The sequence below is a fragment of the Leptospira sanjuanensis genome (assembly GCF_022267325.1).
Classification (GTDB): Bacteria; Spirochaetota; Leptospiria; order Leptospirales; family Leptospiraceae; genus Leptospira; species Leptospira sanjuanensis.
The window spans coordinates 1,837,501-1,853,375 of the sequence record NZ_JAIZBG010000001.1 but is presented as its reverse complement, the minus strand read 5'-3'; the positions used below and the strand labels follow the sequence as shown (position 1 = coordinate 1,853,375).

Annotated in this window: 16 protein-coding genes; 9 read left to right on the top strand and 7 right to left on the bottom strand. The window is 46.0% G+C overall.

The window, feature by feature from the left end:
- The first annotated feature begins 5 nt into the window (after nt 1-5).
- Entirely contained in the window at nt 6-1,106 is a 1,101-nt protein-coding gene (gene metX, locus LFX25_RS08380) for a homoserine O-acetyltransferase MetX (RefSeq protein WP_238731552.1), read from the top strand.
- Between the two features lie 18 nt (nt 1,107-1,124).
- Complete coding sequence (gene metW / locus LFX25_RS08375; RefSeq protein ID WP_118965710.1) at nt 1,125-1,742, top strand: methionine biosynthesis protein MetW; 618 nt, start codon at nt 1,125-1,127, stop codon at nt 1,740-1,742.
- A 115-nt stretch (nt 1,743-1,857) separates the two neighbouring features.
- Here metW and LFX25_RS08370 read toward each other — a convergent pair whose 3' ends face one another.
- Complete coding sequence (locus LFX25_RS08370) at nt 1,858-2,913, bottom strand: D-alanine--D-alanine ligase (protein ID WP_238729843.1); 1,056 nt, start codon at nt 2,911-2,913, stop codon at nt 1,858-1,860.
- Between LFX25_RS08370 and LFX25_RS08365 the strand changes: the two genes are divergently transcribed.
- The 5 genes from LFX25_RS08365 (at nt 2,869) to LFX25_RS08345 (ending at nt 7,665) form a co-directional block, all read left to right on the top strand.
- Complete coding sequence (locus LFX25_RS08365; protein WP_238729842.1) at nt 2,869-4,353, top strand: hypothetical protein; 1,485 nt, start codon at nt 2,869-2,871, stop codon at nt 4,351-4,353. The genes LFX25_RS08370 and LFX25_RS08365 overlap by 45 nt on opposite strands.
- On the top strand, nt 4,350-5,129 hold the full coding sequence (locus LFX25_RS08360) for an MlaE family ABC transporter permease (protein WP_238729841.1): 780 nt from the start codon (nt 4,350-4,352) through the stop codon (nt 5,127-5,129). Before LFX25_RS08365 ends, LFX25_RS08360 begins: the two co-directional genes overlap by 4 nt.
- 5 nt (nt 5,130-5,134) lie before the next feature.
- Nucleotides 5,135-5,899 carry an ABC transporter ATP-binding protein gene (locus tag LFX25_RS08355; protein ID WP_238729840.1) on the top strand — a complete coding sequence of 255 codons (765 nt, stop codon included), beginning with the start codon at nt 5,135-5,137 and terminating at the stop codon, nt 5,897-5,899.
- 31 nt (nt 5,900-5,930) lie between these two features.
- Nucleotides 5,931-6,680 carry a mammalian cell entry protein Mce gene (gene mce, locus LFX25_RS08350; RefSeq protein WP_238729839.1) on the top strand — a complete coding sequence of 250 codons (750 nt, stop codon included), beginning with the start codon at nt 5,931-5,933 and terminating at the stop codon, nt 6,678-6,680.
- 97 nt (nt 6,681-6,777) lie between these two features.
- Nucleotides 6,778-7,665 carry an NAD(P)-dependent oxidoreductase gene (locus LFX25_RS08345; protein ID WP_255717771.1) on the top strand — a complete coding sequence of 296 codons (888 nt, stop codon included), beginning with the start codon at nt 6,778-6,780 and terminating at the stop codon, nt 7,663-7,665.
- On the opposite strand, the gene LFX25_RS08340 is transcribed toward LFX25_RS08345, so the two are convergent.
- The 6 genes from LFX25_RS08340 to LFX25_RS08315 form a co-directional block, all read right to left on the bottom strand.
- Complete coding sequence (locus tag LFX25_RS08340) at nt 7,625-8,179, bottom strand: GDYXXLXY domain-containing protein (RefSeq protein ID WP_238729838.1); 555 nt, start codon at nt 8,177-8,179, stop codon at nt 7,625-7,627. The genes LFX25_RS08345 and LFX25_RS08340 overlap by 41 nt on opposite strands.
- Entirely contained in the window at nt 8,176-9,360 is a 1,185-nt protein-coding gene (locus tag LFX25_RS08335) for a DUF2157 domain-containing protein (protein WP_238729837.1), read from the bottom strand. Before LFX25_RS08335 ends, LFX25_RS08340 begins: the two co-directional genes overlap by 4 nt.
- Before the next feature lie 68 nt (nt 9,361-9,428).
- On the bottom strand, nt 9,429-10,277 hold the full coding sequence (locus LFX25_RS08330) for a M48 family metalloprotease (RefSeq protein ID WP_238729836.1): 849 nt from the start codon (nt 10,275-10,277) through the stop codon (nt 9,429-9,431).
- Nucleotides 10,278-10,530: 253 nt separating this feature from the next.
- A complete protein-coding gene (locus LFX25_RS08325) occupies nt 10,531-11,382 on the bottom strand; it encodes a DUF2797 domain-containing protein (RefSeq protein ID WP_238729835.1) in 852 nt (283 codons plus the stop codon).
- On the bottom strand, nt 11,379-12,113 hold the full coding sequence (locus LFX25_RS08320; RefSeq protein WP_238729834.1) for an LIC_11883 family protein: 735 nt from the start codon (nt 12,111-12,113) through the stop codon (nt 11,379-11,381). The genes LFX25_RS08325 and LFX25_RS08320 overlap by 4 nt, the downstream gene beginning before the upstream one ends.
- The gene (locus tag LFX25_RS08315) at nt 12,082-13,344 is read right to left on the bottom strand and encodes an exo-beta-N-acetylmuramidase NamZ family protein (protein ID WP_238729833.1); all 1,263 of its coding nucleotides are present in this window, start codon (nt 13,342-13,344) and stop codon (nt 12,082-12,084) included. The genes LFX25_RS08320 and LFX25_RS08315 overlap by 32 nt, the downstream gene beginning before the upstream one ends.
- Nucleotides 13,345-13,409: 65 nt before the next feature.
- Between LFX25_RS08315 and LFX25_RS08310 the strand changes: the two genes are divergently transcribed.
- The gene (locus LFX25_RS08310; RefSeq protein ID WP_238729832.1) at nt 13,410-14,648 is read left to right on the top strand and encodes a lipoprotein LipL46; all 1,239 of its coding nucleotides are present in this window, start codon (nt 13,410-13,412) and stop codon (nt 14,646-14,648) included.
- A gap of 636 nt (nt 14,649-15,284) precedes the next feature.
- A complete protein-coding gene (locus LFX25_RS08305) occupies nt 15,285-15,836 on the top strand; it encodes a c-type cytochrome (RefSeq protein ID WP_238729831.1) in 552 nt (183 codons plus the stop codon).
- The last annotated feature ends 39 nt before the right edge of the window (nt 15,837-15,875 follow it).

The window sequence follows — 15,875 nt, the reverse complement described above, 5'->3', positions numbered from 1 at the left end:
ACTCTATGAATGAATCCGGATCGATCGGAATTGTTGAAACCAAATACGCCGAGTTCAAAGAACTTCCTTTGGACAACGGTTCCGTTTTATCTCCGGTCGTAATCGCGTACGAAACCTACGGCACTCTTTCCCCTTCCAAAGACAACGCGATCCTGATCTGCCATGCTCTTTCGGGAGATGCGCACGCCGCGGGCTTTCATACCGAAGCGGAGAAAAAACCGGGTTGGTGGGACGACTACATCGGTCCCGGTAAATCCTTCGATACCAATCAATACTTTATCATCTGCTCTAACGTCATCGGAGGCTGTAAAGGTTCCTCCGGTCCTCTTTCGATTCATCCGGAAACAGGAACCCCGTACGGCTCCCGTTTTCCGTTCGTTTCCATCCAAGACATGGTGCGCGCGCAAAAACGCCTGGTGGAATCTCTCGGTATTGAAAAACTTTTTTGTGTGGCCGGGGGTTCGATGGGCGGAATGCAGGCTCTCGAATGGAGCATCGCCTATCCGGACGCGCTTTCGAACTGTATCGTGATGGCTTCCACCGCGGAACATTCGGCGATGCAGATCGCGTTCAACGAAGTCGGAAGACAGGCGATTCTTTCGGATCCGAATTGGAACAACGGCCTTTACGACGAAAATTCTCCGCGGAAAGGTTTGGCCCTCGCAAGAATGGTCGGTCATATCACGTATCTTTCCGACGACAAAATGAGAGAGAAATTCGGCAGAAACCCTCCGCGTGGAAACATCTTAACGACCGACTTTGCCGTGGGAAGTTATCTCATCTATCAAGGGGAAAGCTTCGTGGATCGCTTTGACGCGAATTCTTATATCTACGTAACCAAGGCGCTCGATCATTACAGTTTAGGCAAAGGCAAGGAATTGACCGCGGCCCTTTCCCCCGCGACGTGCCGATTTTTGATCGTATCTTATAGTTCGGATTGGTTGTATCCTCCGGCTCAATCGAGGGAGATCGTAAAGTCCTTGGAAGCGGCCGACAAACGAGTGTTTTATCTGGAACTTCAATCCGGAGAAGGTCACGATTCCTTTTTACTGAAGAATCCGAAACAAATGGAAATCCTCAAAGGATTTTTGGAAAACCCGAATTAGAGAAATACGATCCACGTTATGACCCCTTTGGAAAAAAAGACATCCATCGATCTGGCTTTGAAAGAAAGACCGGACTTCGCCTATATTCTCAATCTAATTCCGTCCGGTTCGAGGGTTTTGGACTTGGGTTGCGGGAACGGAACGTTATTGTATCTTTTAAAGGAAAAGGGAATCCGAGGCCAAGGAATCGAAAAGGACGAGGACTGCATCGTGGAATGTATCCAGCGAGGAGTTTATGTTCATCACGGCGACATCGACGAGGGTCTGGAACACCATCAGGACAAACGGTTCGATTACGTCATTCTCAACCAAACGATCCAGGAAACGAGAAACCCGGGAGAAATCTTAAAAGAATCCCTCCGCATCGGAAAAAAAGTCATCGTTGCGTTTCCGAACTTCGGTCATTGGAACGTTCGTTGGACGATTTTGACCACGGGCAAAACTCCCGTAACCGACCTTCTTCCCTATCGCTGGTTCAATACGCCGAACCTGCATTTCCTTTCGGTCCTCGATTTTATCGAGTTCTGCGAAATTCAAAAGTTCAAGATCGAGGACAAGGCGTATTTCAGAGATCTTTCCCGCGTCCGCTTTCGTCCGAATTTCTTTTCCAAGCTTGCGCTTTTTGTAATATCATAAATTTATAAAATATTACAAACTACAAAACGCACATTCCGGAACACGAGCGACTCAAATTAGAAGACGTCGTTTCTAAAGCTCGGCCCCTAAAATAGGCGCCGTCCAAAAACGCGACTCAATGAAGCGAACTTTTGAGTCCGATCTCGATCAGATCGGCAAAAACTTCTTCCATGGAAATTCCGGCGGCCTTTGCTTGCTGGGGAATCAAACTCGTTTCCGTCATGCCGGGCAACGTGTTCGTTTCGAGAATATGAGGTTCGCCGTTTACGATGATAAAGTCGGTCCGGGAATAACCTCGGCATCCGAGAGATTCGTGGGCGGCAATCGCAAGTTCTTGAACCTTCTTCATTTGTTCGTCCGGAATTCGGGCGGGCGTGATCTCGTGAGAACCGCCTTGTTTGTATTTGGATTCGAAATCGAAAAATTCTCCGCCGGGAACGATTTCGGTTGCGGGTAACGCTATCCGTGAAAACGATCCGTTTCTATATCTTTCCAAAACTCCGCAGGAAACTTCCACTCCCGCGAGAAAGGATTGACTCATCACCTTGGAGTCGGTTTGAAACATCTGTTCGAGTTCTTGAGCAAGCTGTTCTTTGTTCGTAATTTTATGCGTGGAAACGCTGGACCCGCCTTCCACCGGTTTTAGAAATTGCGGAAAACCCAAGGTTTCCAATTTGGAAATCGCGGCGTCAGGAGAAATCGTATATTCCAATTTGCCGATCTCAAAAAACGGAGCGACCTTCTGACCGGTTTGCAGGAAAATCCGATTCGCGCGGGTTTTATCCATCGCAATCGCGGAAGCGGTCACGCCCGAACCGGTATAAGGAATTCCGAGAACTCCCAGAAATCCCTGGATCGTTCCGTCCTCTCCCTTTCCTCCGTGAAGACCGAGAAAAACGATGTCCGCGTCGAGATGAGAAAGCGAATCGGTTTTGGAAACACCGTTCCTTTTTTGAAACTCCTCCAAAAAAGAATCGGGAGAATTCACTGACTCGAACGGGAGATTCATCCGATATTCTAAAGGAACCACCCAGCCTCCGTCCTTGGTCAAGAGAATGGGTTTGACCGAATGCCCCATCGCATGCAAAGTCTTACAAATAAAACAACCGGTTCGAATCGAGATACTGTGTTCCGTAGAACTGCCACCAAAAAAGACTGCGATCTTAGCCAAAAGAAATTCTCCCCAAAGAATGGATTCCGCCGAAACTTCCTAAAGAAGTTGAGAATCTTTTGCATCGTAATTCTTCTCATCTCCTCTGAAAACATCTTTTCGGAATACCCTTCCAAACCGGTGGGTGAATTCAAATCCCAGTATGATCAATTCTGGTTTCTCTATCAAAAAGAAATCAGAGCCGGAGAATCGGAAGTCATCTTCCGTCCCTTCTACTCGAGTTACCGGGAAGAAAAATCCGCATATCGATTTCAAACCGTTCTCTATCCGATTTATTACAGCGAGGAAACGAACTATTGGAAGGTATGGACCTTTCTCTTTTTCTTTACGGGAACTTCCACCTTACACGAAGACGTAGGAGAGGATTCGGACGTCCTGACTCCTCTCTTTTTCTGGGGTTGGGGGGATACGGCACGTGAGAAGTATTTCGGCTTTTTTCCGTTTGCCGGAAAACTGAGAAACAAGATCGGATATTCGGAAGTGAGTTTCGTTCTATTTCCGCTCTACTCGAATTGGAAATACAAGGACTACGAGGCGACCTCCGTTTTATGGCCGATCTTTTTGACGGCTTCCTCGGAAACCAGGGAAGAATTCCGATTCTTTCCGTTTTATTCTCGAAAAGTCCATCGAGGAAAATACGAACGTTATTCGGTCTTGTGGCCTTTCTTTCAATGGGGAAGCACGTTTCTCGACAAACGGGAACCCGTTCATTACAAGATCTTCTTTCCTTTGTTCGGGTTCAAGGATTCCGAAGCCGGAAACATGAAGTCGAGAGGATTTTTGATCCTTCCTTTGCTTGGATCGTTTATCGGTTACGGTTACGATCGCCGAACGGGAGAAAAGGATTTCAACGCCCTCTTCTTCCTATTCCAATACGGAAGCAATCAGGACGAAGACTACAGAAAACTGATCTTCTTTCCGTTTTACGGATACTACAGATTCGCGTCGAAACAAACCACGTTCGTAACTCCGTTTTACTTTCACCTGCAGACGGACACGTACCATATCAAATCCGATGACACTTTTTTGATTCCGTTTTACTTTCATTCCAAACGGAAATACGTTCAGTGGGATCGGGACGAAAGTTACTTAAAACTCTGGCCCGTTTTCAAGTATCAAAAGGATCGGGAAGGAAACATGGTTTGGAACGTGCTTTCTTTGTTTCCGATCAAGTCCGAAATCGTGGACCGAGTCTGGGATCCTCTCTGGTCGATCTTCGAATACCAGAAACTTTCCAACGGAGAAAAAAGGGTATCCGTATTGATGCGGGCTTACACGCAGAGATGGACGGAAACCGAGTTTCACGCGAGCATTCCTTTCGTTCTGGAACTTTCGCTGACTCCCGAAAAAACTTCCTGGAAATTCCTTTACGGTCTTATCGGTTATGAAAGAATCGAAACGAACCGGAATCTTCAGCTCCTCTGGTTTATCAAAATATGAGTGAACGTATCAAAGAAAGCCTTACCGAATTTTTTTACGCGAGCGGTTTTACAATCCTTCTGGTATATGAGAGTGTTCTAAATCTTCCTTACAGTTTTTTTAAACGGAAAGAAATTCTGGATCAGATGTATATCACCGGCGTAGGAAGCATCTCCGTAGTTTCCATCGTAGCCGTTTTCACCGGAATGATCATGTCGTTGAACACCGGACTCGGACTCAAGGATTTCGGCGCCGAAGGACAGATCGGACTTTTGATGACGATCACTCTTACCCGAGAGATGTCCCCGTTTATGACTGCTTTGATTCTCGCGGCGTCGATCGGTTCTGCGATGGCGGCCGAAATCGGAACGATGAAGGTTTCGGAAGAAGTGGACGCGCTCGAAGTCATGTCCATCGATCCAGTGCGTTATCTGATCTTTCCGAGGATTTTCGGTTTTTCGATCATGGTACCGGTGTTATGCGTCTATTCTACCATCCTTGGGATTTTAGGCGGAGCGATCGTCGGGTATTTCCAGCTGGGAATCGATTACTTTACCTATTTTCGAGACGTGTTCGATCGAATCGCTTCCATTCCCGGTCTGAAGGATCTGTATGTGGGAATTTTTAAGGGGTTCGTGTTCGGGATCATCGTTTCCGCGATTTCCTGTTCGCACGGTCTTAGAACCTCGGGCGGAGCGATCGGCGTAGGTCGCGCCACGAGAGAATCGGTGGTCACTTCGTTCTTAATGGTGATCTTTACCGGTTATATGATCACCGCCTTATTTTATAGAGAATGACGATCATGGAAACGTTTGCAATCGAACTCAAAAACGTCCATAAGGCTTTCGGCAAAAGAAAGATTCTCACCGGAGTCGACCTTCATGTAAAAAAGGGAGAGACTCTCGTCATTCTCGGTCCTTCGGGAACCGGAAAGTCGGTCACGCTCAAACACATCACCGGTCTTCTCGAGCCGGATGCTGGAGATTGTTTCATCTTCGGAGAAAGCATTTCCCGAGTCGGATCCAAAACAAAGGAAAAACTACGTGCGAGAATGGGCGTTCTCTTTCAATCGGGAGCTCTCATCAACTGGCTGACCGTTTTCGATAACGTTGCGCTTCCCTTACGCGAACACAAACTCGCATCCGAAGAGAAAATTCAGGAAATCGTAATGCAGAAATTAAAACTGGTGGATATGGTCATAGCCAAGGATAACTTCCCGAACGATATTTCCGGCGGTATGAAAAAAAGAGCGGGAATCGCAAGAGCGATCACTACCAATCCGGAAATCATTCTCTATGACGAACCCACTTCCGGTCTGGACCCGGTGATGTCCAACGTCATCAACGAACTCGTTCTGAAGATTCAAAAGGAAACGGGCGCTGCCCAAGTCGTGGTCACGCATGATATGTCGAGCGCGTATAAGATCGCGGATCGAATCAGTTTTATCTATAAGGGAAAGATCGTATTTACCGGAACCCCGGAAGAAATCCAAAATTCGGACAACGAGTTGATCCAGCAATTCATTCACGGAAAGACAACCGGTCCGATGATCCTGGAAACCAAATAGGATCGAACCGATCACATAAGGAGAATTGAATATGAGTTCGTTGCGTTATCTTCTCGTGGGAGTTATTTTTACCGCAGCCATCGCGGTGGTCGGATATTTTACGATCGTAACCGAAGGAGGTCCCGTAAAAAAACGCGGTGAATTCATGAAGGTCACGTTTCGAAACGCGGAAGGAATCAAGGTTGGAAACAAGGTCACCGTTCAAGGTGTTCCGTTCGGCTACGTTTCCTCGATTCGGCTGATTCAGATCGACGAAAACGGAGCCGAGGTCCAAGAAGGAGAAACAGGAATCGGAACCAGAGTCGAAATCACGATGCTTCTTCGTGAAAGGATTCTCCTTTACGACAACTACGACATCATCATTAAAAATGAAAGCCTTTTGACCGGACGCGTGATTTCCATCGATCCGGGAACGACCGATCCGGAATCGGAACGTTTGAAAAAGAGATCCACACCCGTAACGATGATCGATTACAAAGCTGCAGGCGCTTTGAAAGGTAGGGTTTTGCAAGATCCTCTCGTGAGTTTATCGGAGTTGATCTCCGAAAACCGAGGGGATATCCGTAAAACATTCTCGAACATCGCGGACATCACGACCAAAATCAACACGGGAGACGGAAGTTTAGGAAGGCTCATCAACAACGACGACGTTCATAAGAACGTAAACACGGTTTTGACGGACGCACAGATCGTTCTCCGCGAACTTCGGGAAGGTCTCGAGGATACAAGGGAACAAACTCCGGTTACGAGCTTTATCCGGGCTGCGCTCAGCGCATTCTAATCGCAATCGGACTTTTCAAAACCGTGCGGTTTGATTTTTTCGATCGGCGATTATTTATCGAATTTAAAAACGACGCAAAGTATTTTAGTATATTATAATGAAAGAATACACAATATCCATCATCGGAACGGGAATTATGGGACGAGGTATGGCAATCAACCTCGCCAAGGAAAATCAAAAACTCCGCCTCTATTCCAGAAATCTTTCCAAACTCTACGATCTAAAATCGGAAAACGTTCTTCTTTTTGATTCTCCTTCGGAAGCCGCCAAAGGCGCCGATCTTGTGATCCTTTGTCTGACGGAAGACGAGGTGGTAATCCGGGAAACGATCTCGTCCGGACTTCTCGATGTAAAACCCAAGATCATCCTCGATTGCGGAACCACTTCTCTTCCCCTCACACTCAAACTCGCGGAAGAATGTTCCCGACGCGGAATTCGATTTTACGATTCTCCCATGACCGGTTCCAAAAACGCGGCGAGAGACGGACAGATTCTTTTTATGGTGGGAGCCAATCGGGAAGAAGTCGCCGATATTCAATTCTTCTTTGATATTTGCGGAAAGAATACGGTTTATTGCGGTTCGGTAGGGAGCGGACAAAAAGCGAAACTCGCACTGAACATGATCCAAGCGGGCATTTTTCAGGTATATATGGAAGGATTCGAACTCGCCAAAAACTCGGGAGTGGAACCGGATATCTTAAAGGACATCCTTCTGCAATCCGCCGCAAAATCGGGGATCGCAGAATTTAAATTTCCGTTCGTATTTTCCGGAAACTACGAAACTCATTTCTCTTTAAAGAATATGAGAAAAGACGTCCATCACGCGATGGAACTGGCCGAACAAACCGATACGAACCTTTCTCTTTGTAAGAATCTTCCTGAGATCTACGAATCTGGAATGAAAGCCGGTTTCGGAGAAAACGACTTCTGCAGTCTCAACGAAGTTACAGCGAAGATCCGTCCGCCCAAATCAGAGAATCGGTAATCGCCTTTCCGTCTCCATCGACCTTCAAACGAATGTGAACGCTTTCGTCCCGAAGGCGTTTTTCGTAATCGAGAGCCTTGGTTTCATTCACGTAAAAACGTTCGTTGCCGATCGTAAATCTTCCGTATCTGCATTCGCCGCGGAGATACAGCTTGCAGATCTTTTTATCCTGAAGAGTTTCGGGATTACAGCCTTCCACAAAGGTTCCGTCCCCTTCTTCGATCTTTCCGGGATGCGAATAACAAACACAATGTGTTCCACCGTCCTTGCTCGACTTTGCCTTGGAACGAAGCGATTCTCCACCGTCGGCCGCCTGACAGAGAGAATACGATTGGTATTCGATGTTGTAACGCAGATAATGTCCGGATAACAGATCGCGCGGATCATATCCGCTTACGGGAAGAATCAGTTCCTTTCCCGACTTCTTTACGAATTCCAAATATACGATTTCGGATGCAAAGAATGCCACCGGAGTCGCCAACGCAAGGATCAAAAGAATTTTGAACGTTCTCATTCCTGTTCTCCCAAGAAAGTTCTCACTCTTCCTTTCAATTTTAAATATCCGATCGTAAATCCGATGATCAAGAGCCCGGAAAGAATCAAACCGAATCCCGTATAAGTCAAACTTCCGAATAGGTCGAAGTAGAAATACAGGAATCGAATTCCGATAATCGCAACGGAGAGATCGAAAATCCGTTTGTGCGCGCGAAACCCGGAAGCGATTCCCAGCCAAAATACGATAAAAAGAAAAGCAGGAATCATGGAAACGATCCGATTCCAAACGCTTGCGGAAACGGATTCTCCATGAGAATAGAGAAGATAAATCGGCAGATATAAAAGAAAGAAAATAATCAGACTGAAGCCGAAAGACTTCTTCTGCGATTTCGTGAACGCATCCGTATTCAAAATTAAGAATATACCCGGAACGATCGTGAACAAACGAAGCAGAACTTGCGTCCAAGGATATTGTCGGACCGCATCCATCCAATGAGCGGGATTTTCTTCGGGAGTTCCGTAGAACGTATAATCATAGGTTCCTCGGAAACCGAAATAAGAACTTCCGATCACTAAAAATAAAACCGCCCATAAAAAGAAGGAAGCCTTTCTGGATTCCAAGGAGAATCGTTCGGAAGCGGTCCAGATCGTAAAGAATCCGACCGTGGAAAAATAAAAATACTGATTCCAGCGATTCATTTCCCAGCCGGGTTGATCCAAAATCCATCCCGTAATGAAGATCTGAAATCCGACGGTCCAAAGATGAATCAACGTCTTTGAATCCGTCGCGATCAAAAAGAGAACGTTCAATACGCACCAAAGAGCCGCGGCTTCGTAGTATTCTCCGCCTCGATGATAAACCTGCGAAACGAGACCGATCATTCCCAGGATCAAGATCGAATTCAAAACGAGAAAGACCGTTAGGAGATTTCCGTTCTCCCGTTTCCAAAATGCAAGCCCCGCTATGAGGGACAAAACGCCGAGACCGGCTCCTAACTTCAGAATATCCGGAATTTCTTCCCAGTTCGCGGCGATGATGGCGATCACGCCGATTCCGATGACCACCACCCCTAAAATGATAAACGAATAGTAAAGATACGGTGTTTTACGGGTTTCTTCGAAATGTAAGATCGCGTCCGCTTGTTCGGAGCGAATCAATCCCGCTTCCACCCATCGTTTGAGTTTGTGTTCCAATCGCATAGATTGCAAAACTTTAGAAAAGTTGAATCCGATTACAAGTAGTTTTCTAAACGGAAATCGATTCTAAATCAATCCGCGTCGCCGAAGGCGCGCTTCATCGCGGCCTGATAACGTTCCGTATAAAGATTTTCGGAAGTCGCTTTCGGATTTCCGATACTTTCCAAACGCTTTTTGTTTTCGGCGATTCGTTCGTCGTTCAAGGGGTGTGTGGATAAGAATTTAATCATTCGTTTTTCCGCACCGCTTCCCCCTTCTTCCTTTTCCTTTTTTTCGATAAGAATGAAAAACGATTCGAGAGCGCCGGGGTAGTATTTCGTGGATTTCAAATATTCAAAACTCATTGCGTCTGCTTCCGCTTCGGCGGAACGGCTATTCGCCAAGGTGAGAATTTCTCCGCCTACTCTTGAGCCTAGGTTGATCAGATTGGCCGCGTCCGATCCGAGAAAAATCGTTAGACCGATATAGATGGTGAAATAAATTCCGAGGGAATTGATGATCTGTTTTACGGAGTGCCGTTTTTCCGCATGTGCGATTTCGTGCGCGAGAATGGCGGCTAACGTGGCCTCGTCCTGAATCAGTTTCAAAAGTCCGGTATAAACGAAGATATATCCGCCCGGAGTACAAACCGCATTGATCGTATCGTCGTCGTCCAAAATGGAAATCTTATACGGAAATTCCTTTTTGTATTGGATTTTGTCCGATTTGAGAATTCTATCCGCGACCGATTTTACGTATTTTTCCAGAGCGGCATTTTTGAGAATGTGCATTCCTTCCTTTCCGTCTTTTGCGTTTTCCAAAAAGGATTTTCCGATCTGAAGATCCAATTCGATCGGAACGACGGAATCAATGATCGCGCCGCATCCCCAAAAATAAACGACGACAAAAAGCGGAACCAGCTTTGGGAAAATCTTTTTCATAGGAAGACATTCTTTTCGAATCTTCGATCAAAATCAAAGCAGAATTTTCCCGACGGAAATCGGGGATTCTTGTATGAGTTCCCACACTTCGTCTACGGAATCAGCCGCGGTTTACGATCTTTTGCAGGAGTTCCCACAACTTTCTCAGTGAATGTGGAATGAGTCGCGTTTTATAAGAATTTGCTGGAGTTCCCACAATTTGTGTTCAAACCGTCCGTTATCCGCTACTAAAAAATCGTAGCAGTTCCTACATTCAGTCGACGCTCAAAACGGTTTCATAACCGCCGTACGCGCGGATATTGATCACACCGGATTGAAAGAGAAGATATTGTCCTTTGATTCCGGTAAGAACGTCTTCGATAATCGGATTTTTTTCCGGGGCCAAGGATTGAATCTTTTTCGGATAAGCCTGCACCGGATACCGAATCGTAGTCGGGGTTTCCTGCGGAGAAATTTTATAATCCAGATCCAAATCGAGTTCCTCGATTTTTTGCAGAAATTCCTTTTTGCGTTCCGCGAGATCGATCGGTTCCGGATCGCCCGCGACCATCTTTTGCCAGGTCGTTCTGTCCGATAAAACCTTGGAAAGTTCTTTCTCTATGATTCCCGCGTCTCTTCTTGAAGTCACTTCGACCAGAGGGATTCCCTGAACCGCGCCTTGATCCACCCATCGATTGGAAACAGGATTTTCCTTCGTGATTCCGACCTTGATCGCGGAGCTATTGGCGAGATACACGGTATGCGAAATAAAACAGTGGGCTTCTCCCCAATCGGGTTCCCTGCAGGTTCCGAGATGAAAGTGGCACGTATCCGGTCTTAAAATGCAGAGATCGTTTTCGGCCAACGTTTGAAAACAAGTGAAACAGTTTCCCTGATTGAAACTTTTTTTGGTGATTCTCCCGCAGGAAACGCAGCGGATCTTTCCGGTGAACTCGAGTTTCACCTTTTGTCCGATATAGTTTAGAAGTTTAGAATTTTCTTGAATATGCGCCACTTGTTTTTCGGAAGAATCGGAATCGTAAGTCGCGGTGACCCAGATATAAGAGACCGGATCGATTCCTTGATGATCCATCATCCGAAGGAAACCGGAAACGATCGGTTTCATGGAAATAGGATTTCTCTTCCGCCGAGCGGTCTTAAGATCGAATCCACTTTTACTTCCAAGATAGCGTTCAACTTGGAACCGGACCAATCGAAAATCAGAATTCTATCCTGAAATTCGTAGTGACTGAGCTGTCCGTTGTTTAGATAGAAAGCCCTCAGTGATTCTCCCGGATTTTCTTCGGAAACGATTTGAACCACATTTCTGCCCGAGATCGTGGTTCCTGAGTATAGTTGAATATTCTTATATTCCTTCGTATTTCTGTGCATTCCAAGCGACTGAGAAGGAATCGGCGGCAGAGTTGCGGAAGCAAGTTTATCGGAATTCGGAGATACAACCTCCGGAGAAGAAGTGACCTTGTCGGAAGATAAAGATGAAGAAGCCGCGGGATTTTTTCCGGACGTTTCGGAAGAAGAAGGGCTTTGTTGTTTCAAAAGTCCGCAGAAAAACGGTCCCGGCAATTCCGGTAAACTAAGAGTGCAGGAAGAATTCTCCCAAACTTGTTCCTGAGCGGTAGGGTATTCCCTCCGCAAACTCTGTGCCACTTTCGCGTATGTGTAATATTTCAATCTTCCGATCAATTCTCGGAGAGAATATTCCTTCCACTTCGCTTCTTCCGCGGATAAAAAGGAAACATTCAAAAATAAGAATAGAATTCCTCCGAGCGTAATTCGAGTCGAAGTCTCAAACACGGACGATTTTTTAGTAGAGGTAATACTTTTTAATCTTCTCATTGTATTCTTTCTCGGCAGAATTTAAGAATTCAGAATACTGATCGTAACTTTTTCCGCTGTCGACCGCTTTTCGAAAGGATTCCGTTCCCCACAGAAAATCGATGTTATGCGTTCCGTCCGGATACGATCTCCATTTGAACTCTTTGTATTGATTTTTCAGACCCGCGATCAACTTAAAAGCCATTTTCAACGGATCGTATTTTCGATTTACGACGGTTAGTCGAAGTCCGCGGCAGATTTCGTTTTTATACGGCCCGAAAACGGGTTTGAAAAATACGGTTTGGAAGTAATAATCTCCGCCGGAATTCTGATTCAATTCTTCCGCCAACTTTTCGGGTTCGCTCATCCAAGGCGCTCCGAAGTAAACAAAGGGCGCGGTCGTTCCGCGTCCGACGGAAACGTTGACTCCTTCCAATAAAACCAAACCGAGATAATTGATCGCGGAGTCGACGGTGGGAAGATTCGGAGAAGGAGTCGTCCAAGGAATTCCTTCCTTGTCCCAATCGAAGGAACGTTTCGCGTTTTTGGGTGCGATCACTTCCAATCGAACTTTTTTATCCAGATATTCCGCGTTGTAAAAGAGAGCGGATTCTCCCAGAGTCAAACCTCCGAAAAAGAGAGAGGGAAATTCTCCCGCGAAGTTGAGAAACCGTTTGTCGATCATCTCCCCTCTTCCCTTGAGATACAAAGCCGGGTTTACGTGATCGAGTACGATCAATCTCGTTCCGGCAGGATCGGGAATCCCGTCCATGATTCTTTTTAAAACCGTGAGATACGTGTAACATCTCATTCCCATATCCTGCACGTCGAAAAGAATCGCATCCGCTCCTTTCAAAATCGCAGGTAGTTCCGCATTCTTTACGCGGTAGATATGATAGATCGGAAGATTGAAAAATTCATCCACAGTTACGGGAGATTTACTGAAGTCCTCTTCCAGTCCGAGAAATCCGTGTTCTAGTCCGATCAGATGTTTGATCTTTACGTCGTGTTTTTTAAATTCACGGATAATCCGTTCGGGGCTTCTTCCTATACCGGATGGATTGGTGATGAGAATTACGTTTTTGCCTGAAAGTCCCGGAAGAACGTTGTTATAAAATTCGTTTTCCGAAGGAATCAGCTTCGCATCGGCGATATGTTTCCGAAAGCTTTTTTCAGCGCAGGCAACCGAAGGGAGGAACAGAAAAAAAATGACTAAAAGGAAGAATTTTTTCTTTATTTTTGTGTAGAGCATCCGAGAATTCCTATTTTGTTTACAAAAATCCCCCAAACCTATTCTTCAAGGAGAAAAACGACAAAATGAATCGTTTCCCTACCACCAGGCTTATCGCGGCCTTAGCAGTTATCTCTTTCGCAGTCAGCTGCGGTTCTTCCGGATCCACTCGTGGTAAGAAGAAAGAGTTCTATGAAAAAGAAGGTAACAAGGTTACCGTAATCGGCGAGGCTCCCATTTATAACGGAGACAAGCAGATCGCAAAACAAAGAGCTCTGAAAGACGCAAAGATCAACGCCGTTCGTAAAGTAATCGGCGAAGAAATCAGCAACAAGAGCAAGGCTTCCGATGGAGAAAGTTTAGGTTCCAGCCTTCTTTCTAAAACGGACGCATTCGTTAAGAGCTACGATATCATCGACGAGGCTGAAGGCAAAATCGATACTCAGCCGATGTTAAAACTCACAGTTCGCTGCGAAGTGGAAGAATCCAAAATCTCCACCGCGGTAGACAACCTTCTCGCGGACGTAGGAAATCCTAGAGTCGCGGTTTTGGTTCTCGGAAAAGTGGGAGGAGCTCCCGTAATTCCGGCGGGTCCGAATAATTTCGGAGAAGCGGAGATCATCAAAGCTCTGAAGAAAAGCGGAAACAAGATCATAGATCCCGCTCTTACCGCAAAGAAAGTCGGTAAGAATCAAGTGGACGCCGAGAAAGTGGAAGGTTCTCCTCTGATCAAGATTCTCGCGGAAGCTCTGCAAGCGGAAGTTCTGGTTCTTGCGACTGTGGAAACCGAAGATCAGCAACCCCTTGAATCCGTAAACGGAAAGGCTCTAGAAAGAACCATCTATAACACCGCGGCAACAGGAACTTACAAAGTGGTTCTTCTTTGGGGCGACGGTAAAATCGTAGACAGTGGAAACGCGGATGGACGCGGCGCGGACATCACTCAAAAAGTTTCCAGAGAAAAGGCGATCACCGAATGGGCGACTTCCGTTTCTAAAAAAGTGAACAATCAGTTAAAAGAAGAATGGTTTAACCTCACCGAAAACAATCCGATCGTTCTGAAGTTTACCGGTTTGAACGCGGACGAAGCGACTAAGTTCAAAGACGATCTGACCGAGTTTACGGCTGCGAAAGAAGTGAACGTAAGAACTTCCGATACGAACGGTTCCGAGTGGGAAGTAATCTATCCGGGTAAAGACGCTCTTTTCCAAGAAGAATTGGTTTACAAAAAAGATAGAGGATTCTCCTTCTTAGCGACCAAATCTTTGGAAGTAAAATCGGCTACTCGCGGAGTGGTTACCTTAGAATTCAAACCTTTGAAATAAGTTTTACACTTCCTTTCAAAATAAAAAAAATCCCCGGGTCGACTCGGGGATTTTTTTTGTACGGCTGAGTTCAACGCGATCTAAAATGCGACCCGTAGGGAGCATTTTGCGGAGCCCTGAGAGCGTTCCGTCGAGTTATAGAATGAAATTGGATTGATTCGATTCGCGGCCTACCCGCAAAAAAAATGTAGGAGCTCCCCTATAGTTGGATGCTTCTGAATTCATCTAGCGTCTATTCGATTTTTATGATAGAACCGAATCCGCCCGTAGTGATCCGTCACCGCGAAACTCAAGCGCCTCGCTCTCTATGACCACACCTCACTCCGTCCAAAATCAGGACGGGGCCGAGCACTTTTTAAGTAAAATCCTCGGAACAACGGACAAATTCTCCCCAAACGATCCTTCTCAAAAACAAATCTCCAATTCTCGGAATTGTTTTGATATACGATTTATAATTCGAATCAAAAAACACGATCCTCAATCTATAACAAAGAACATTCAAGAACCGGAATATTCTTTTTTTGGATCGCTTCTTTGTTTGAAATCAAAACCCTGCCTTACGATCCAGGAAGTCGTATCGCATAACGTATGTGCAATCGACAACCTCGATCATCTAGATTCACATTGGAGATTGTTATGAAAAAAATTTCATCCATCGTTCTAAGCTTCTTTGCGATTTTCGCTTTGTTCACGAATTGTTCCAAGAATGACAACTCGGCTTCAGCTCGTATCGAACGCGGAAAAAAAATCGTATTGGTGAGCGGATGCAGCGATTGCCATACGCCGAAAACGATGACCCCGCAAGGCCCCGTTCCCGACGATTCAAAATTCTTGGCCGGATATTTGGAAACAAACCGATTGCCTGATTACAAAAGTTTTCAAAACTCCCCGTGGCTTCTTTTTACGGGAGATCTCACGGCAGTCGTCGGGCCTTGGGGAGTCAGCTTTGCGAAAAACCTAACCCCCGATAAAGAAACCGGACTGGGAGGCTGGACCGAAGAAATGTTCGTTCAAACGGTTCGCACGCAAAAAAGAATGGGAGTCGGCAGACCGCTCCTTCCTCCGATGGCACCGATCTTTGCGGCCAACTTAAGTACTTTAAATGATGAAGAATTAAAGGATATCTTCGCGTATCTCAAATCCATCAAACCGGTTCGCAATCAGGTTCCGGAACCGATCCTGCATTAAAAAGAAACCGAACGGGCTGTAATACGCAGTCCGTTTCTT

Bases quoted from the DNA above. Each gene is read 5' to 3' on its own strand.
- LFX25_RS08355 (WP_238729840.1), top strand. From the start codon at position 5,135: ATGGAAACGTTTGCAATCGAACTCAAAAACGTCCATAAGGCTTTCGGC.
- LFX25_RS08310 (WP_238729832.1), top strand. From the start codon at position 13,410: ATGAATCGTTTCCCTACCACCAGGCTTATCGCGGCCTTAGCAGTTATC.
- LFX25_RS08330 (WP_238729836.1), bottom strand. From the start codon at position 10,277: ATGAAAAAGATTTTCCCAAAGCTGGTTCCGCTTTTTGTCGTCGTTTAT.
- LFX25_RS08345 (WP_255717771.1), top strand. From the start codon at position 6,778: ATGAAAGAATACACAATATCCATCATCGGAACGGGAATTATGGGACGA.
- LFX25_RS08305 (WP_238729831.1), top strand. From the start codon at position 15,285: ATGAAAAAAATTTCATCCATCGTTCTAAGCTTCTTTGCGATTTTCGCT.
- LFX25_RS08335 (WP_238729837.1), bottom strand. From the start codon at position 9,360: ATGCGATTGGAACACAAACTCAAACGATGGGTGGAAGCGGGATTGATT.
- LFX25_RS08360 (WP_238729841.1), top strand. From the start codon at position 4,350: ATGAGTGAACGTATCAAAGAAAGCCTTACCGAATTTTTTTACGCGAGC.
- mce (WP_238729839.1), top strand. From the start codon at position 5,931: ATGAGTTCGTTGCGTTATCTTCTCGTGGGAGTTATTTTTACCGCAGCC.
- metX (WP_238731552.1), top strand. From the start codon at position 6: ATGAATGAATCCGGATCGATCGGAATTGTTGAAACCAAATACGCCGAG.
- metW (WP_118965710.1), top strand. From the start codon at position 1,125: ATGACCCCTTTGGAAAAAAAGACATCCATCGATCTGGCTTTGAAAGAA.
- LFX25_RS08320 (WP_238729834.1), bottom strand. From the start codon at position 12,113: ATGAGAAGATTAAAAAGTATTACCTCTACTAAAAAATCGTCCGTGTTT.
- LFX25_RS08315 (WP_238729833.1), bottom strand. From the start codon at position 13,344: ATGCTCTACACAAAAATAAAGAAAAAATTCTTCCTTTTAGTCATTTTT.
- LFX25_RS08340 (WP_238729838.1), bottom strand. From the start codon at position 8,179: ATGAGAACGTTCAAAATTCTTTTGATCCTTGCGTTGGCGACTCCGGTG.
- LFX25_RS08325 (WP_238729835.1), bottom strand. From the start codon at position 11,382: ATGAAACCGATCGTTTCCGGTTTCCTTCGGATGATGGATCATCAAGGA.